Origin of the sequence: Tychonema sp. LEGE 07196 (assembly GCF_963890365.1) — a bacterium.
Taxonomy (GTDB): Bacteria; Cyanobacteriota; Cyanobacteriia; order Cyanobacteriales; family Microcoleaceae; genus Microcoleus.
In genome coordinates this window covers 18728-37624 of sequence record NZ_CAWPRX010000177.1, presented here as the reverse complement: position 1 = coordinate 37624, position 18897 = coordinate 18728, and the positions used below count along the sequence as shown (strand labels likewise).

The following is an 18897-nucleotide window of genomic DNA, read 5'->3' as shown; positions in this document are numbered from 1 at the left end:
GGTGGGGGCGGGTTTATGAGATTGTTGGTGTTTGGTTAGGATTTTTGGCGAACCCGCCCTACAAAATACTCAATTATTAGGCAAAGACTGCCAAAAAGGCTGCAGTTCGGGCTTCCTCACAGTATTCGTTGCCGACTGAACGTTTCCTTTCAATTCTTGATAATAGCGATCGTTTAGAAAACTCACACTAACACCAGCCGGAAGTAGCAGTTGGCGCAATCTTTCTTGAGTGTAATCTCTGCCGTCAATCATCGGCCCGCGGGGATTAGAAACTAACAAATTGCCGTTGACTGGTACCGAATTGACCATATTCGGCCACCAAGCATAACCGCTGTAGCCAAACATCGCTGGAACTTGAACGATTTGGTCGTCTGTCAGTGAAAACTCTCTTTTCAATTTGTCTAAAATCGGGTTGATTTTCTGCTTTTGCAAATTGAGATTGTGTTGAATTAAAGCTTGATTTTGCAAAGCAGCGCTGACAGTAGTTTCATTGCTCAAACCGCGATTGATAGTAACATCGCCGTAACCTGTTTTTGACAATTCTTCTAACAGTCTGACTCCTGCTTCTGGACTGACGATCGCCATTACATATTTTCCGGGAGTTTGACTCGGAATAAAATTGATAATTTCATCGACTTGGCGAGTCAAAAGCCATGAAGTATCAATATCAACTGGGGGCCCTTGAATTCTTTGAGCTTGAATAAAATCAAGTACCTCTGGATTAAAACTAGCATTTCCCGAATTTCCGTAATAAGCTCGACCCATTGGATATCCGGGAATCGGCGGTGTCACCTGCAAATTTCCGTAACCATTTGACCACTGACTTACGGGGTTATCGTCGCGAGAGTTACCAATTTTAATTACTCTCAAGTTCCGCTCTTCACTTGATTTATCCGGCGGGTTTTTATTGGGTTCGTCAGTGCTTTTGAGAGCCACATTCAATTGGCGTAGATCAGATTTTTCGGGAAGTTGAATGTAGCCGTTTTTCTGAATATTTTGCATCCAAGCATTACCGCCCTGGATAATTTTTAATTGAGCGCCAGTGGGTTCTACTGCTTGTTTGAGTTGCGAGATAAATTCACTGTTGGCGGCCCCCCTGTCGCTGACTTGAACTTCTGTTACTGGTGCGGTATTGGCTGGTATTATCCAAGGACTGACACCCATTTGGATGGTTGTGGCGGCGATTTGTTGACCGTTGTTTTCGGCAGTTGCTTTGAGATTGACTTTGCCGCTCCAGTTGCGATCGGCAAATTGTTTTGCTTCGACACCTAAAACAATATTCGTGCTGAAAACTAGGGGTTTTGTACCGGATATATCTACAGCTTGCCATCCATCGCCTATTTTCTGAAAAACGTTGATATAAGGGCTGGCGATGCTATCAGCAGTGATAAATAATTGAGAGGTTTTGAAGTTTTCAGACAAAGTTAAGTTAACTTGAGAAAGCATGGCTGCGCGGCGGGGGACGCTAACTTTGGTTTGTTTCCAAGGGGCTATTTTTGTGCGATCGTTCTTGGGATCGTTAAACACAATTAGCGCGCCGCTAGACAATGACCATTGTTCTTTTCCGGCTTCGTCTAGTTGATTAATTTCGCCGTCTCTGTTAGTGTCTCCCGCAAAGAAGAAGTTGGTCGGCGAGGCTGCGAGGTCTACAGGGGCGGGAGTTGCAGTTGCGGTTGACTCAGGAGTTGGTTGAGGAGTTGCTTGCTGATTTATTTCTAATTCTTGGCGGGCGAGTTCTTGGCGGGCTAATTCTTGTCTTTCTAATTCTTGGCGGGCGAGTTCTTGGCGGGCTAATTCCTGCTTTTCCAATTCTTGGCGGGCTAATTCCTGCTTTTCTTGTTCTTGGCGGGCTAATTCCTGCTTTTCCAATTCTTGGCGGGCTAATTCCTGCTTTTCTTGTTCTTGGCGGGCGAGTTCTTGGCGGGCTAATTCTTGTTTTTCTCGTTCTTGGCGGATTAATTCTTGTCGGGCAAATTCTTGTCTTTCTATTTCTTGGCGGGCGAGTTCTTTTTTCTCTTGTTCTTTTCTTTCTATTTCTCGGCGGGCCAATTCTTTTTTCTCTTGCTGTTTTCTGGCTAGCTCTCTTACCTGTTCTTCCTCGGCTCTAATTTTCTCTTGAGAACGTGCTACTTGCCATTCGTAGGTAGCGACAGTGAGGTTTCCTTGATATTCGATGGTTTTGTCGATCGCCCGCTCAGCCAAAAAAGAACCGTGAGGGATGAGTCGCAGGTGGTTGAGCGCCATTTGCCACAGGCGTTGTGACTCTTCCCAAGTAGCAGGGTCGGCTTTAGAAGTGCGTCCAATTACAACAGCTCTGGCGGCTATTTTAGCAGCATCGTCCCAATTATTTTTAGCTCTTTCTTCTGTTTGAATCTGACTTTGAGCGTTTTGGAGTTCCTCGCTCAGATTTTTGGATTGCTGGCGGTTCCAATGTTCTGGGGAAAATAGGTTGTTGTCGGGATTTTTGGTGCTGTTATCTAATTCTACCTTAAGGCGATCGCGCAATTTGTATAATTCCGGGAGCGATTGCGGAGTGTCGCCGTCTGACTCTCGCCCTGAGAGTGCGAGTTGGTAATTGAGGGAAGGTTGAGCCACTGTTGCGGGCACAGCAACCCAAATAATACCGATGACGACACCGAAAGTATTGACAATCGCGATCGTAATATAGTTAACCCAACGCATATAGTTTATCCTCTGACACCCAAATTATTTTACCTAATCTTGGTGCCTTTGGTAAGATTTTACGGTGATTTGGGCGAATAGGACTTAGCATGGGGCCGAGAAACCGGGTTTTTCGCGAAAATACTTTGTTGCTACCGACAGATTAGATAAAAAACCCGGTTTCTTTGTCGGATTCGGTAAGTTCTGTTATGGGATATTTGCGCCATATTTTAGGCTTCCTCATTTTCTCTGATTGCTGTTTCAATTTCCTCTCGATCAGCATCAGCATAAGCCCAAGCATTTACCAAATCAGCGACGGTTAAATCGGGAAATCATTATAGGATGATACCATCGGAAGCACCTAAACGGCGATCGCACACCAGCGACCAAACGGGTATGCGAGTATTGCTAACACCAGCATCACCGCCGCACCAGCCGGGAGTTTTTTTATGCCTAGCAAACCGTTGGTTAAAGTTTGAAGTAAAATTTCTATAGCTGCTGCTTTATCTGCGATCGTTAAGGAAGCAAGATTGACTTTTAATTCGGTTATTGTCATAGCTTAAGCTTCGGTTATGCCATAAATATATGCTAAAAATTGGAGCTCAAAAATTTTAGGAAATATTTTTGCAAAAAACCCGGTTTGTGGCCGCGCACTCAAACTAAAGAAACCGGGTTTTTCCAGTAATCTCTGGCTGTGTAGGAAATGTTTTTGCAAAAAACCCGGTTTCTGCCTTCCCACAAGTTAGAAGACTCGGCGATTGAAATCGCGACTAGACAAACGAAGTCAGCCTCCGCCGACTGAAGAGTATTGATATCAAAACCAAATCAAAACAAAAACCCGGTTTCTTGGAGAAACCGGGTTTAATTATCTGCGTTAATTCGCGTTAATGTGCGATCGCAAAAATCCTACAACTGCTTCACCTCAGCAACTAATTTCGCAACCACATCCTTAGCGCTACCAAACAACATCATCGTCTTATCCTTGTAAAACAACTCATTGTCAACACCGGAAAAACCAGCACTCATCCCGCGCTTGATCACGATCGTATGCTTAGCCTTATCAACCTCCAAAATCGGCATCCCGTAAATCGGGCTCGCCGTATCGTGGCGCGCCGCCGGATTCACCACATCATTCGCCCCGATTACCAAAGCAACATCGGTTTCGTCAAATTGCGGGTTGATATCGTCCATATCGTACAACTGCGGATAAGGCACGTTTGCTTCCGCCAACAACACATTCATGTGCCCCGGCATCCGCCCAGCCACCGGGTGAATCGCGTATTTCACGTCAACACCCATTTTTTCCAAACCGTCGGCTAACTCGCGTACCGAATGCTGGGCTTGCGCTACAGCCATTCCGTAACCGGGAATAATTACCACCGATCGCGCATAGCCTAACATCATCGCACTTTCTTCGAGATTGATGCTGCGAACAGTTTTGTCGATCGCCCCACCAGTAACAGCCCCAGCAGTCGCACCACCGCCGCCGCCACCAAACGCGCCAAACAACACGTTAGAGATCGATCGATTCATCGCCTTACACATGATCTGCGTCAAAATAATTCCAGACGCGCCCACAAGTGCCCCAGCAATAATCAGCATATTGTTCATCAAAATGAACCCAGCCACACTCGCCGCAATCCCCGAATAGGAGTTAAGCAGCGACACCACCACCGGCATATCACCACCGCCAATCGGCAGTACAAACATGATCCCCAAAATATTGGAAATCGCCACCAAAGCCAGGAATACCGGCACATCCTCCGGGTGAAACACCATATAACCGCTGCCGGCCAAAAGTGCGATCGCCAGCATCGCATTAAACGGCTGTTGAAACGGAAACGAAATCGGAGCGCCCGGCAGCAATTCTTGCAGTTTTGCAAACGCCACAAGGCTACCAGTAAAGGTAATTCCGCCGATTAACACGCCCAAAAGAATCGTAATTGTCGTGTCAGGTGCCGGCGATTGCGGGATGCTGAGATAGCGCCAGAATTCGCCCACAGCAACAAGTGCAGAAGCCGCGCCCCCGAAACCGTTAAGCAAACCCACCATCTGCGGCATATCCGTCATTGCAACGGTTTTCGCCATAATTGTCCCCACAATGGAACCGATGATGATGCCGACAGCAATCAATTCGTAGCTGATAACTTGCCTTTCGAGTAAAGTACCGACGATCGCAATAAACATCCCGATCGCAGCTAACACGTTTCCTTGACGCGCAGTAGCCGGCGAGCCCAATTGTTTCAAACCGACGATAAATAAAGATGCGGCCACTAGATAGCCTAGCTGAATGCCACTGGGTAGAAAATCGCTCACGCTTTAACCTCTTTTTTCTTGAACATTTGCAGCATTCGATCGGTTACTAAGAAACCGGCGACAACGTTAATTGTGGCCAGGGCGATCGCGATCGTCCCCAAAATCGAAGTAACAGTCACATTTCCCTGGCCCGAAATCAGAATTGCCCCTAAAACCGCAATTCCCGAAATCGCATTCGAGCCCGACATCAAAGGTGTGTGCAGCGTCGGCGGGACTTTATTAATTACTTCAAATCCCACAAACGACGCTAGCGTAAACACTACTAAACCTGCAATCAATCCTTCTGCCATAACAATTGGTAATTAGTAATTGGTAATTGGTAATTAGTCAGTAGTCAGTAGTCAGTAGTCAGTAGTCAGTAGTCAGTAGTCAGTAGTCAGTAGTCATTCGTTATCAACTGTAAAAGCTTTACCGTTTCCAAATCTGGTCAAACCTATTCACAGACTCCTGTTTACTGCCGAGGCCAGATTACCCCTTAGCTTGCCCCCTACTCCCCCTTAATAAGGGGAGGACAAGAAGCTTTCAAAGTCCCCCGACTATCCGGGGGATTTAGGGGCATCTGGCCTTGGCTAAAAACGAGATTTATCAATGGTTTCAGATTTAAGTTGACACTAATGATTAATGACTACTAAGAGGGCCCGCACGCACCATCCACCGCCCCTACTAACTAATGACTATTGACCAATAACTGTTGACTATTGACTGTTGACTGCTGAAGCCTCAGCCGTCAAAGCATCGCGAACTCGCTGGTTGCTAATCTCACCGTCGCGGGCGACGCAAGCACCAGCAATGATATCGTCTTCAAAATTCAAATTGAGTTCCTTATCTTTCAGCATCAACTGAACCAAAGCCGAGATATTTTTCGAGTAAGTTTCGCTAGCGTGTACCGGCATCGAGGACGGCAAATTAATCGGCCCGATGACATTAACGCCGTTCCATTCAACATCTTTCCCTGCTTCCGAACACTCGCAATTGCCGCCTTGTTCCGCCGCGAGGTCAACAATTACCGATCCCGGTTTCATTTGAGAAACCATTTCTCTGGTAACTAAAATAGGTGCTTTTCTGCCGGGAACTTGAGCGGTGGTAATCACTGCATCGGAGGTGCTGACGTGTTGGGTTAGCACTTGGCGGGTGTATTCTTTAGCGGCTTCTGATAGCTCTTTTGCATAGCCACCGGCGGCGACGGTTTCTTCTTTTAGTTCGACATCAACGAATTTAGCACCCAAGCTTTGCACTTGTTCTTTGGTTTCCGGGCGGATGTCGAAGGCTTCGACAACTGCACCCAAACGGCGCGCTGTGGCGATCGCCTGCAAGCCGGCAACGCCCACACCCATTACCAATATTTTCGCGGGGCGAATTGTACCCGCCGCCGTTGTCAGCATCGGGAAATATTTTGGCAATGCACAGGCTGCGATCAGTACGGCTTTGTAACCGGCGACGTTGGCTTGGGATGACAGTGCGTCCATGCTTTGGGCGCGGCTGGTGCGCGGGATCATTTCCATGCTGAATGCCGTTACTTTGCGATCGGCCAACCGCTGCACTAAAGCCGGATTTCCCAAAGGATTCAAAAATCCGATGAAAACGCCTCCTTCGCGAAGTTGATGAACTTCAGATTCTTGGATCTCCCCGATTTTGACGACGACATCGGCTTCGCCCCACAGCGTAGCGGTATCACCGATAACACGAGCTCCGGCTTCTTCGTAAGCAAGATCCGAGAAAAACGATTTTTCCCCGGCACCGGCCTCAACCCAAACTTCTACGCCCTGTTTGACTAATCGGGCTACAGCGTCGGGCACTAAGGCCACCCGGCGTTCCTCTGCTTTAAATTCTTTGGCGATCGCTAATTTCATTAACTCTCCTTTACTCTAGACATAGACAGGGCGGTTAAAACCGCACGCATACATGGCGGTTGAAACCGCGCTTGGACGAGACAGGGCGGTTGAAACCGCCAGAAAGTCAGACAAAACCTGCAGACGCAGGTTGAAATTCAAATTTCCCAGTCCGCAGAGGTGTTCGGCGAGGGAAGCCGAGTCGCGGACATCGTTTGACAAGAAGCGATTTCAATTGCTGGCCCGGTGGCGGTGGAAATCTATTCTGCTGGCTTCTCACGTTGATAGTAAAGCCGATCGCCAAAAATACGCTCGCTTCTTTAACTTGTCTTATAGATTCAATTTCGTTAAACTATTCAATTTGCAGCCGAGTATGGTATAATAGAACGCTGCCTAATTCTGTAGTTTAAATGTCTGTTGTCAGTATTACGCAAAAAAAAATTGATTGAATTCGGGCGATCGCACTCATCAAATTGCCAAAACAATCGCTATATTAAAGGCATTCATTGCAAATTGCCCGCAGTAAATATTTAAGGTTCCATTCTAATTTTGGTCAGAGGAGCGATTATGAGACGATTATTTTCAGCACTAGCAGTTACAGGTTGTTTGCTGACAGGCTTACCCGCCATCAGTTTAGCCCAAGGAATGCCGGGATTCACAATTTTCGGTGGCCCAGAGCGCGCCAACCAATTAAACTATCGCTTGGATTACGGGAAAGCAGGGATGAACGGTGACAGATACCGGCTGCGAATTCCTTCCAAAAAAGTAAGTTTGGCGATCGCCCAACTGAACATATCCTATCCAGACTACTACAAAGGCGAATTCGACCAGAAAGATATTAAAGTGCGCGTCAAAGACAAAACAATACAATTGCAAGAAGTAATCTGGGACAAAGAAAATCGATTCATAGAAATTTATCCCGCAGAACCAATTCCAGCAGGTAGCAACGTTGAAGTTGTGCTCTCCAACGTCCAGAACCCGAGTCCCGGCGGGATGTACAATTTCAACCTCCGCATCCGCACCCCAGGGGACGTTCCATTGATGCGTTACCTGGGGACTTGGCTGTTAAGCATTCAGTGAGGAAAAGGGCAGAAACCGAGTTTGTTTCGACAAAATACGCGGTAACAGCCCGCAAATTCCCCAAAAAACCCGGTTTCTGAGCAACCCGCGATCGGCCAGAAACCGGGCTTTTTGTCGAAAAATACGCGGTAACAGCCCGCAAATTCCCCAAAAAACCCGGTTTCTGTGATGGGATTGCATAAATCCTGAATACTCAAATGTCCACAAATACGTCAAAAGTATTATTTTTGGGCGATCGGACTCCCAAATCAACGAGCATCCTCTATACCTTAAGAAGGAGTCAACAACACAGTTAAATTCCCCATTCGATTGGGGGATGCGAGGCGGAGGGAGACTCCGCTATAAACAATAAATACAAAGGTTTTTAGGCGATTGTGGAAATCAATAGCCCAAGGGCGCTAGCTACAAAATATTTACCAATCAAATAGGATTGCTCGATCCGTACTGATACATGAATCTACAAGCAAAAATCAAATCCATAAAACTTCCTCCCGCCCTCAAATCTCGAAATTATCGCCTGTTTTTTGCAGGACAAGGCATCTCACTCATTGGCAATTGGATGACCCAAGTCGCTACTATTTGGCTGGTCTACCATTTGAGCGATTCACCTTGGATGCTGGGCGTAGTGGGATTTACCAGTCAAATTCCCACATTAATTTTATTGCCTTTTGCAGGAGTTTTCATCGATCGCTGGAACCGGCACAGAGTCATAATTGCCACTCAAGTATTAGCAATGGTTCAATCCTTAGCCCTAGCATTTTTAGCGCTAACAGGAGTCGTGAACATCTGGCAAATCCTGGTATTGAGTTTCTTTCAAGGGGCAATTAATGCGTTTGACGCACCAGCACGACAAGCTTTCGTGCCGGAAATCGTAGACAAAAAAGAAGACTTAGCAAATGCGATCGCCCTCAACGCTTCCATGTTCAACGGAGCCAGATTGATCGGGCCGGCAATTGCAGGTTTGCTGATAGCAACAATAGGCTCTAGTTATTGTTTTCTGATTGACGGACTAAGCTACATCGCCGTAATTGCAGGCTTATTAGCGATGAAAATCAAGCCGCGCCAAATTGCCGCAACTAATACAAAACCCTTACACAGATTAAAAGAAGGATTCGTTTATGCCTTCGGCTTTCCGCCGATTAGAGCAATTCTCATCTTATTATCATTAGTCAGCTTCGCCGGAATGTCACACACAATATTAGTCCCAATTTTTGCTACAAAAATACTCCACGGCGACGCAGAAACCCTCGGCTTTTTGATGGCAGCTTCTGGAGTCGGAGCATTTTCAGGCGCGATTTATTTAATTGGACGAAAAAGTGTCCTCGGTATCGGCCAATTAATTGCTATTTCCCCCGCCGTCATGGGATTCGGACTGATCGGTTTTGGTTTATCCCGCGTCTTGTGGCTGTCATTAATCATGATGTTATTCGTGGGGTGGGGTTTCATCATCCAATTTGCAGCAGGAAACACATTCTTACAAACAATTGTAGAAGACGACAAACGCGGCAGAGTGATGAGCATCTACACAATGGCATTTTTTGGAGTCACACCATTTGGCAATTTAGTAGCCGGCGGATTGGCCAATTATATCGGCTCTCCCAACACAGTCATACTAGGCGGTATAATTTGTATTTTAGCAGCGATAGTTTTCAGCAAACAGTTGCCCGCTTTAAAACACTTAGTCCGACCAATTTATCAAAAAATGGGTTTAATTTCCTAAGCAACCTGTAAACTTCTATCCTTCCCTCTTCCCATCTCTTTCTCAGCGCCCTCAGCGCCCTCTGCGGTAAAAAAAATCCAAATTAAATACGCAACCAGAGGTTAAACCAATGGCAAATACCAGTGCAATTCCCCAACAGCAAAGCGACGATCACGTTCCCTTAAAAACCTGGATCGGCGTGATGGGAACAATTCTCGGCGCTTTCATGGCAGTTTTGGACATCCAAATCACCAACGCATCCCTCAGAGATATCCAAGCAGCTTTAGGCGCAACTTTAGAAGAAGGTTCTTGGATTTCCACCTCCTATCTAGTCGCCGAAATAGTCGTTATTCCGATTACGGGGTGGCTGTCGCAGGTGTTCTCTGTTCGCCGCTACATCTTGGTAAATGCAAGTTTTTTTGTATTCTTTTCCATGTGCTGCGCTTGGGCGTGGAATTTGAGTTCAATGATTGTATTTCGAGCGCTGCAGGGGTTGACGGGCGGCATTTTGATTCCGATGTCTTTTGCGTTTTTGCTGACCAATTTACCGCCAAAAAAGCAGCCGATAGGGATGGCGATGTTTGCCCTGACAGCTACTTTTGCACCATCCATCGGGCCGACATTGGGAGGTTGGCTGACGGAGAATTACGGCTGGGAATATGTCTTTTATTTGAACTTGGTTCCGGGGCTGATGCTGCTGAGTGCTGTGTGGTATGCAGTTGACCCTAAGCCGATGCAGCTAGAACTGCTCAAAGGCGGCGACTGGTGGGGAATTGCCTCAATGGCGATCGGCTTAGGTTCCCTGCAAGTCGTGTTAGAAGAAGGCAGCCGCAAAGACTGGTTTAGTTCTGATTTGGTTTTGCGTTTAACCATAGTCTCTGCCATATTTCTCAGCGCTTTTTTCTGGATTGAACTAACTCGAAAAAAGCCGTTTATCAACCTGCGATTGCTGACTCGCCGCAATTTCGGCTTAGCAACTATTGTAAATATTTCATTGGGGGTAGGATTGTACGGTTCGGTGTTCATTCTGCCCCTGTATTTAAGTCAGATTCAGCAATACAATGCCATGCAAATTGGCGAGGTAATTATGTGGGCTGGCGTACCGCAATTATTCATCGTGCCAATCGTGCCGAAATTGATGCAGCGAATTGATATACGGGTGATGATTGCTACAGGTGTGAGTTTGTTTGCGGTGAGTTGTTTTATGAATGCCAACATGAGTCACGATACGGGTATCGATCAGTTGCGTTGGTCGCAATTAGTGCGAGCATTGGGACAGCCTTTAATTATGGTACCGCTGTCAACTATTGCCACGGCTGGTATGGAGAAACACGAGGCTGGTTCGGCTTCTGGTTTGTTTAATATGATGCGAAATATGGGAGGTTCGATGGGGATTGCGGCGCTAGCAACTTTGGTGACGCAGCGGGAACAATTTCACTCTAATCGATTGGGGGAATCTATTTCTTTGTATAATCCCGCAACGCAGGAAAGAATTAATCAAATGACTCAGTATTTTGTGAGTCGCGGTGCAGATGTAAGCGTGGCGAAAGATCGGGCAATTCAGGCAATTGATAATATTGTCCGCCGCGAAGCTTATGTGATGGCTTTTAATGATTGTTTTTATTTTGTGGGAATTGCATTGCTGGTAAGCGGGATTGCTATTTTGGGTTTTAAAAAGGTGAAACCGGGTGCGGGTGGTGGAGGGGGCGCTCATTGATTCTGTAGCGCCTCGGCGCACCCTACAAATGTTCACCATTCTTGTTCTGCTTCTGCTTCTGCTTGGATTAAATTTTGTCGCAGTTGCACCCAATTTATTTGATGAGATGGGGAATATTCGAGGAGTTTTCCGCGCTGTAAATGCAGGACTCGCGTGCTAAACTGTTGGGCTAATTCTAATTGGTGATTGACCATTAAAATTGTGGTTTGATTGTTAGTTAGCTGTGTCAATACTTGCAAAATGTGGGCGGCTTTTCCTGCGTCTAGGGCGGATGTTGGTTCGTCTAAAAGCAAGATTTTGGGTTCCAAAATGATGCCGCGGGCGATCGCCACTAACTGTTTTTGGCCTGTGGAAAGCTGCAATTCGGTGCGATCGAGCCATTCTTGGGGGATATGAAGTTGTTCAATAACTCCGCTAATTCTCTGTGCAATGTTTGATGGAGTCACGCCCCGTAACTTCAAAGGATAAGCCAACGCCTCCCGCACCGACATCCCCAAAAGCTTGGATTCTTGCAGGATGAGGGTGATTTGTCTGCGGAGTTCGATCGCCCCTATTTGTCGGTAATCCCGATTTTCCAGATAAATCGAGCCGCTGGTGGGGCTGCTGAGTCGGTTTAACAACCGCAACAGCGTTGTTTTCCCCGCCCCCGAAGGGCCGACAATTGCGACGCGAGATCCCGTGTGCACATCAAACGAGATATTGTCTAATAAGTAGCTAGAGGCGATCGGTGTTTTCAAACTTACATCATCAACGCGCAATTGAGGAATTATTTCTGTATTATTTTCTGAATAATTAGGCATTTAATTTATTTAAAATAGGGAATAATTAGTTTTATTGAACCGCGAAGACGCAAAGGACACGAAGTCAGAATCAGGAAGAAGACAGGAAAAATAATAGCCAGATTTCCAACTTCTTAAAAAAGTCGGAAATCTAATAAATTCATCCGTGTATCCGTGTCCGCATCCGTGTCGTGCCGCTCTTCCTTCTCAAACTTTTACTGCTTTTTCCAAAGGAAAACCCAAATGTTCGCGCTGTTCCAAATAAAGCTGAGCCACCCGTCGCGCCAAATTGCGAATTTTGGTAATGTAGCGAGTTCTTTCCGTCACCGAAATCACGCCTCTAGCATCGAGTAAATTGAAAGTGTGAGAACATTTTAACACATAATCAAGACTGGGCAAAACCAATCCTTTTTTTGTCAGTTGTGCCGCCTCTTGTTCGTACAGCCCAAACAAAGTAAACAGCAATTCAGGATTGGAAGCTTCAAAGTTATAAGTACACTGTTCTATTTCTCCTTGCAGGTGAACGTCGCCGTAAGTTACGCCATCTTTCCACTGAATTTTGGTCATCGCATCGACTTCTTGCAGATACATCGCGAGGCGTTCGAGTCCGTAGGTAATTTCAATAGATACGGGGCGACAATCAATGCTACCGCACTGTTGAAAGTAGGTAAATTGGGTAATTTCCATGCCGTCAAGCCAGACTTCCCAGCCCACACCCCAAGCTCCGAGGGTAGGTGATTCCCAGTTGTCTTCTACAAAGCGAATGTCGTGGTCTTCTGGGCGAATTCCTAATGCTCTGAGGGAGTCTAAATAGATGTCTTGGATGTTGGGAGGAGATGGTTTAATCAGGACTTGATATTGATAGTAATGTTGGAAGCGGTTGGGGTTTTCGCCGTAGCGTCCGTCGGTGGGGCGGCGACAGGGTTCGACATAGGCGACAGACCAAGGTTCGGGGCCAATTGCTCTGAGGAAGGTGTGGGGATTCATGGTTCCTGCACCTTTTTCTGTGTCGTAGGATTGGGCGATCAGGCAACCGCGATCGCTCCAGAATTTGTTTAAAGTTGCAATGATTGATTGAAAGTTCACTGGTTTAAATATGGTTGGTGAGTGTCTAAGCTTATTTAAGCATACTCAAGGTAGGGTTGATTGAAATGGCGTTACTCGATCGGGGTATGAAAAAAATAACTTGAAAATCCCGAAGTTTTGTGGATACTGGTTTCTATGACTTGCGTATTTAGCCTTTCTTACCCTAAATCAGCAACGCCAAAATTCAATCAGGCGCTCGGTTCCCCAAGTCCTAAGCTGTCGGACATTTAAATTGTATGTTCAGGGCGGGCGAGACACCCCACAAGACGGCGAATTGTTTATTGACATATAATTTATATGCAAAACAGCTTATAGCAATATCAAAGTTTCAGCCGATTGATTTTCCCCATTACGAAGGGGAAAATGTCAAGTAATTTCCGTATCGAGTCGCTTCAGGAAAATCCGTAGTTGGCCCTCGCTAAACCGTTGAAACTCTCCGTTCATTAAATGAGAGACTTCTGGTTGTGGAATCCCAATAAGTTGACGAACTTCGCGTTCTTTCAAGTTGCGTTGTTTCAGGATACGGATTAGTTGAATCCCTATTTTGCCCCGCGCAAAAAGTTCATCTGCATCCTCCAGTCCAAGGTCAGCAAAGACATTACCGCTGCTTTCTTCACAAATTGGTTCAGGTATCATAGTTCTCTCCTGACATGGTAAACTACCCATCTTCGATTCCCATCGACAACTCATGAAAACAGACACCATTTTCTACAGCCTGTTTCAAGAATTTCCCAGATTCTTCTTTGAACTGATCGATCGCCCTCCAGACGAAGCCGCCGCCTATGAATTCACCTCCCGCGAAATCAAACAACTCGCATTCCGCATCGACGGGTTATTTCTACCCACAACCGAAGAACCGGAAAAACCATTTTACTTGGCGGAAGTTCAGTTTCAACCCGATGCCGACTTGTACTACCGCATCTTTGGCGAACTCTTTCTCTATCTGCGACAATACAAACCCCTCAATCCTTGGCGCGTCGTTGTCATCTATCCCAGCCGCCGCATCGAACACGAACAGATGCTGCAATTTCAGGAATTGTTAACCAGTCAATCGATTTTAGATTTTAGATTTTAGATTTTAGATTAAAGAATTGAAGAATTGAAGAATAGACCCCAGTGATAAATCCAGGGGCTGATGATAAGAACTCGGAGCTTTTTTATCCCTCCAGGGATTTACCTCGATGAATTGCCAGAAGCCGCAGATCGATCGCTCGGAGTGAAAGTTGTTAAACTGGTAATCGAGCCAGCAGAGACAGCGGCAGAACAAGCACGGCAGTCGATCGCAATGGCCCGCCAACAGTTATCCGATCCGATCGTTCTACGCGATTTAATTAACCTCATCGAAACAATTATCGTCTACAAACTCCCCCAAAAAAGCCGCGAGGAAATTGCCGCCATGTTGAATTTAAGCGAACTCAGAAACACTCGTTTTTATCAGGAAGTCAAGCAAGAAGGTTTAGAAGAAGGACTCGAACAAGGACTCGAACAAGGACTCGAACAAGGTGAGCGGCAGGCGAAATTAGAAGCCATTCGTCGGATGATAGCGTTTGGAATGAATTTAGAGACGATCGCACAATTATTAGATTTGTCTCTCGAATTTGTGCGGCAAACAATTAACAAAATCCAACGGGAATCGATGTCAGTCCCCGAACAAAATATCGACTCGTCGATCGAACTCTTAACTCAGCAGCGATCGCTCTTTTCTGCGGAACAATTAACCGAACTAGCGCAGCTAATCGAACCCTTACCTGATGATATCGATGTGCTTTCACAAGCAATTTCATCCTGGGCTGAAAATTACCCTTCAATTGAGGAAGCTCGATCCAAACTGCTCGAACCACTACCACCGATCGCTAAAACATCAGAAAAAGCAGAAAGTCCAGAAAATAGCGAATCTCAAATTGGCGATCGCCTCAACAAACAAGCTCTCCAAAATGCCATTTTATTGTAGCTATAATTCGGCGGTTGAAACCGCTACTGCAGAAATAAAGCCCGCCGACGCGGGTTAAGAAATAAAAGGGGTATTTCAGCCAAATTGCCACTACAAAACAAAATAGTCAGAGCCCCGACTTATTCAAGAAGTCGGGGCTCTGACAGTGAAAAAGTTTAGATTACTTTCTCGTTTAGTCTGCGGGAGTGAGGGAAACTAATAGGGTGATGTTGTCAACGCCGATGACATAAACGGTGTCTCCTGGTGTGAGGGTGATTTGGCGATCGCACCGTGCGGGCCACCAGCTACCTTGAAAGCGGACGCGACCTGTTTGATTCGGATAAATCGATTCATCGACGATTGCTTCTTCGTTGAAGTAGTGAAAGTTGGTATTGATGTAGTTGTCGATTAACATATTATTGGCTGTGCTGTAGGTGTTGACAGAAAAAATAGAACCGAAAGCTTTTGCTAAATTGAACATTTTACGAACTCCTTTTGTGTTAAAATATAGGAAATTTTTAGATCCTGTTTCTGCTATTTAAAAGGCTGCATTTCCTGATTTTCGATGCTGTGATTTAGTCGGCGGGAGCGAGGGAAACTAACAGAGTGATGCTGTCAACGCCGATGACATAAACGGTGTCTCCCGGTGTGAGGGTGATTTGGCGATCGCACCGTGCGGGCCACCAGCTACCTTGAAAGCGGACGCGACCTGTTTGGTTCGGGTAAATCGATTCATCGACCACGGCTTCTTCGTTGAAGTAGTGAAAATTGGTGTTGACGTAATTTTTGATTAACATATTGTTGGCGGTGTTGTATCCTTGAATAGAAAAGATTGAGCCGAAAGCTTTTAGTACGTTGAACATGATATTTACTCCGGTTGTGTTAAAATATATGGATGTGTAATTGTCTGTTTCTGCTATTTGAGAGGCTGCATTTCCTAGTTAAAATTGATTAATTGCCCAGATATTTCATTGTTCTTGTCTGGGGTGCTTCCATCCGGATCAAAAATAAAAATTTTTTGATTTTTTTGGGGATTTGAGCGACGGTTGCGGGGAGTCTAAATTGAGTAATTCCAAGGTATTGAATTAAGGATTTAGCTGTCGCTTAGTTGCTGGTATTTGTCTCACTGGTAGATGTTGTTAGCTACATTAGCGCTTGGCTGATTCCGCATTACTACTGCTGTGAAGATGTTTTGTTTTTGGATTTGAGGATTTTTTGAATCGGTTGTGACTCGCTTGCTTTACACTTACTAATTTATAAAAAGTCGAAGGTATGTGGTGCGATCGGTCTGACACTTTCCGTCTCTGGTACTGGCACAGGACAGTAAGCAACGGTAAAACAACGATTAATCAATGGTTTGAGGCTAATTCTCTGGCTGCGGGCTGTGCCAATTTAGCAAAGTGGACTACCGCAGGCGGTGAATTCTAAGTTTACGCAATGTCGATGGGCCAATCCGGAACATCCGTACATATCTAGCCCGTAACTCATAGGTGCGATCGTTCGGACTTCAGCCCCCTTTCATCTGATCGGGACTGAAGTGCGATGCTGCGAACCGATTTTAAGTTCGATCGTTCGGACTTCAGTCGTCTCTCGTCTAAAGCCCGATCGGGACTAAAGTGCGATGCTGCGAACCGATTTTAAGTTCGATCCTTCGGACTTCAGCCCTCTCTCGTCTGATGATGAGCACTAAAGTCATCACTACGAACCGAGGCTGTAATCGCAATTATTCAACAAATCGAACTTAAAATCAATTCATAAATTCAGAATTTTATATTCATAAAAGTCATAATTAGATAAAATTTTCTTGATACTGCATAATTGTTACAGGAATTCTGAATAAAATTTTAGCTAACTGAGACAAACCGAACTTAAATTTCAGGGACTGCGGCAAATCTTGCACAGAAACTGCTACGAAGCCAAAGCGACTGTAAAATGCTGCGAGTCGCTTTCCCAAACATTCTAAATATAGCGGTTCCGTAGCCTGTTGAATTAAATATTGTGTGAGATAAGTGCCCAAACTGCGATCGCGCCAATCCTTCGCCACCACCAAACTACCCAACTCTTGCGCCCCGGAAAAGTTCCGCAACTGTCCGCAAGCAGCCAACTTTCCCTCACATTCGATGACCCAGAATTGCTCCCAGCGCAACTGAGTAGGATCGAGTTTAGCGCTCCACACCAACCTTCTAATTGATTTGATATCTTGTTTCAACGCTGGTCGGATTGTGCATTTTGGGGGTAAGGAAACAGCAATCTCAGTCATTAGTTATAGCTGGAAACTACAGCGGCGATTCGTTTAAAAATGCAAAAAACTTCGTAAAGTTCGTTTCCGGGATTCTGAATATCAAACAACTTAGATAAAGCATACTGTGGTGTATCTTGTTTAGTCACTTTAATGAATCGGAAACTGCTACCATTAGTCAGAAGCCCAAACGTGGGTTGTTCGGAATTTGGATCGTTCAGCATATAAAATAGCAATTGAGGAAGTCCAGCTTCAACGGAATATTGGGATCGCTTGGCTTCGATCGCCACAACCCAAAAAGATTGCAGCAATAATAGGACATCTATGCTGCCCCTAACAATTATATCTTCATCTTCGACAATCAGTTCAACAGATTTTTCACATTCTATGTGAAAGGGAGTCAGGAAAAAATCTGCTACAAATAGCAAAGGAGCTAGTACCACCATTTTTACAGTATCTTCTAGGAAAGGGTATGAGGTACTATTGATATAGCCTGCTTTTACCTTGTCGAGCGATCGCTTTTCTGCGTCTGTGATTTCTGGCAAATCATCAATCCATTCTCTGAAAAATTGCTCGTCTTCAGACAATTGTAGATTAAATTTTGTTTGGACATCACCGAGTGTCAGTGCTTTTGCTTGAATGCTTTGTGTCATAATTTTCTGTAGCTCTTAGCTAGTTGTAACTGATTGTAGCAGATCGATTGTCGATCGCCCCCAGCAACACCTCCGCGCCAAACCGCACCGGATCGGTACAAGATAATCCCGTTTCTGCTTGAATTTCAGCTATGGCTAACAGCGCATCTGCCTCATTTAAGTGCTCGGTGTTAAGGGCGGATCGCGCTCACTTTTGCCCAGACTAAAATACCCGCCGCCGCAGCCACCATTCGTACAATTCCACCACTTTCAACAAACTCAGAATCGATACCTGCAGGTGATGCGGCAAGCCTGCTTTTTTACCCAGCTAGTTGTGGATTGCCATGTCGATGGCGGCGCGGGCTGCGGTATATTGTGGCATAATTATAGTTAGGTAAAGCGCCCTGCAGCGCGCTATATTAACAGATAATCAGGTCAGCAAGTAATACCAATTTTCCAAATTAATGTAACAGTATATGTAGGGTGTGGATACATCGAAAATTTCTCAAAAAGAGTGACAATCTAATAGCGACGAACCTTACACATTGGGCGAACAAAACAACCCTTCGTTTCACTCCGCCCAACAATTTTATTGTTGCAACATTTTTTCTAAATGGTATAAATTCAAGAGAGAGGACTAAATTCCTTACTACGAACCTATGATAAAGCAGGACTTATTTAATTGTAAGTCCTGCTAGGCTGCTAAGCGAGCATTTTCTAAATTTTATTAAACAGGCTGACTCAAAAATCCGCCTGACCAATTGTCAAATTCTGTGCCAATCTCCTCAGACTGTTCTAGTAGAGGGTTTAGCCTCTCCTCGGAGACTGCAAAGCAGGGGAAACGGTAAAAACCCTGCACCACTTTTTTGTTTTAACCACGAAGGTCAACCAGAATTAGCTTTTATCGCCGCAGTTACAGCATTGTTCGC

The 18897-nt window shown here is 45.5% G+C and carries 14 protein-coding genes and 3 pseudogenes; 4 read left to right on the top strand and 13 right to left on the bottom strand.

Annotated features, from left to right (window positions below; all coding sequences use genetic code 11):
- Positions 1-69: 69 nt before the first annotated feature.
- The 5 genes and pseudogenes from AACV78_RS21130 to AACV78_RS21110 all read right to left on the bottom strand — a co-directional run bounded on the left by AACV78_RS21130 (position 70) and on the right by AACV78_RS21110 (position 6827).
- Positions 70-2682, bottom strand: coding sequence for a protein-arginine deiminase family protein (locus tag AACV78_RS21130; protein WP_194009572.1), 2613 nt, complete (start codon positions 2680-2682; stop codon positions 70-72).
- Positions 2683-2891: 209 nt separating this feature from the next.
- Positions 2892-3217, bottom strand: a pseudogene (locus AACV78_RS21125) (DUF433 domain-containing protein).
- Positions 3218-3567: 350 nt separating this feature from the next.
- A complete protein-coding gene (locus tag AACV78_RS21120) occupies positions 3568-4977 on the bottom strand; it encodes an NAD(P)(+) transhydrogenase (Re/Si-specific) subunit beta (RefSeq protein ID WP_194009571.1) in 1410 nt (469 codons plus the stop codon).
- Positions 4974-5267 (bottom strand): NAD(P) transhydrogenase subunit alpha part 2, encoded by a 294-nt coding sequence (locus AACV78_RS21115; RefSeq protein WP_106150865.1) that lies wholly within the window; start codon positions 5265-5267, stop codon positions 4974-4976. Before AACV78_RS21115 ends, AACV78_RS21120 begins: the two co-directional genes overlap by 4 nt.
- A gap of 405 nt (positions 5268-5672) precedes the next feature.
- Positions 5673-6827 carry a Re/Si-specific NAD(P)(+) transhydrogenase subunit alpha gene (locus AACV78_RS21110; RefSeq protein ID WP_194009570.1) on the bottom strand — a complete coding sequence of 385 codons (1155 nt, stop codon included), beginning with the start codon at positions 6825-6827 and terminating at the stop codon, positions 5673-5675.
- A gap of 546 nt (positions 6828-7373) precedes the next feature.
- Here AACV78_RS21110 and AACV78_RS21105 point away from each other — a divergent pair.
- From AACV78_RS21105 to AACV78_RS21095, 3 genes are all read left to right on the top strand, one after another.
- Positions 7374-7886 carry a DUF2808 domain-containing protein gene (locus tag AACV78_RS21105; RefSeq protein WP_194009569.1) on the top strand — a complete coding sequence of 171 codons (513 nt, stop codon included), beginning with the start codon at positions 7374-7376 and terminating at the stop codon, positions 7884-7886.
- 451 nt (positions 7887-8337) lie between these two features.
- Entirely contained in the window at positions 8338-9606 is a 1269-nt protein-coding gene (locus tag AACV78_RS21100) for an MFS transporter (RefSeq protein ID WP_194009568.1), read from the top strand.
- 109 nt (positions 9607-9715) lie between these two features.
- Positions 9716-11302 carry a DHA2 family efflux MFS transporter permease subunit gene (locus tag AACV78_RS21095; protein ID WP_194009567.1) on the top strand — a complete coding sequence of 529 codons (1587 nt, stop codon included), beginning with the start codon at positions 9716-9718 and terminating at the stop codon, positions 11300-11302.
- A 32-nt stretch (positions 11303-11334) separates the two neighbouring features.
- On the opposite strand, the gene AACV78_RS21090 is transcribed toward AACV78_RS21095, so the two are convergent.
- The 3 genes from AACV78_RS21090 to AACV78_RS21080 all read right to left on the bottom strand — a co-directional run bounded on the left by AACV78_RS21090 (position 11335) and on the right by AACV78_RS21080 (position 13803).
- The gene (locus tag AACV78_RS21090; RefSeq protein WP_194009566.1) at positions 11335-12102 is read right to left on the bottom strand and encodes an ABC transporter ATP-binding protein; all 768 of its coding nucleotides are present in this window, start codon (positions 12100-12102) and stop codon (positions 11335-11337) included.
- 186 nt (positions 12103-12288) lie between these two features.
- Complete coding sequence (gene glyQ, locus AACV78_RS21085; protein ID WP_194009565.1) at positions 12289-13167, bottom strand: glycine--tRNA ligase subunit alpha; 879 nt, start codon at positions 13165-13167, stop codon at positions 12289-12291.
- A 366-nt stretch (positions 13168-13533) separates the two neighbouring features.
- On the bottom strand, positions 13534-13803 hold the full coding sequence (locus tag AACV78_RS21080) for a helix-turn-helix domain-containing protein (RefSeq protein ID WP_194009564.1): 270 nt from the start codon (positions 13801-13803) through the stop codon (positions 13534-13536).
- Positions 13804-13855: 52 nt separating this feature from the next.
- Here AACV78_RS21080 and AACV78_RS21075 point away from each other — a divergent pair.
- Positions 13856-14764: pseudogene (locus AACV78_RS21075) on the top strand (Rpn family recombination-promoting nuclease/putative transposase); the annotation flags it as partial.
- A gap of 526 nt (positions 14765-15290) precedes the next feature.
- On the opposite strand, the gene AACV78_RS21070 reads toward AACV78_RS21075, so the two are convergent.
- The 5 genes and pseudogenes from AACV78_RS21070 to AACV78_RS21050 all read right to left on the bottom strand — a co-directional run.
- Positions 15291-15578 carry an NfeD family protein gene (locus tag AACV78_RS21070; RefSeq protein ID WP_194009561.1) on the bottom strand — a complete coding sequence of 96 codons (288 nt, stop codon included), beginning with the start codon at positions 15576-15578 and terminating at the stop codon, positions 15291-15293.
- Between the two features lie 94 nt (positions 15579-15672).
- Positions 15673-15960, bottom strand: coding sequence for an NfeD family protein (locus tag AACV78_RS21065; RefSeq protein ID WP_194009560.1), 288 nt, complete (start codon positions 15958-15960; stop codon positions 15673-15675).
- Positions 15961-16886: 926 nt separating this feature from the next.
- The gene (locus AACV78_RS21060) at positions 16887-17357 is read right to left on the bottom strand and encodes a GNAT family N-acetyltransferase (RefSeq protein ID WP_194009559.1); all 471 of its coding nucleotides are present in this window, start codon (positions 17355-17357) and stop codon (positions 16887-16889) included.
- Complete coding sequence (locus AACV78_RS21055) at positions 17357-17989, bottom strand: type I restriction endonuclease (RefSeq protein WP_194009558.1); 633 nt, start codon at positions 17987-17989, stop codon at positions 17357-17359. The genes AACV78_RS21060 and AACV78_RS21055 overlap by 1 nt, the downstream gene beginning before the upstream one ends.
- Positions 17990-18008: 19 nt before the next feature.
- A pseudogene (locus AACV78_RS21050) lies at positions 18009-18155 on the bottom strand (hypothetical protein); the annotation flags it as partial.
- Positions 18156-18897 lie beyond the last annotated feature (742 nt).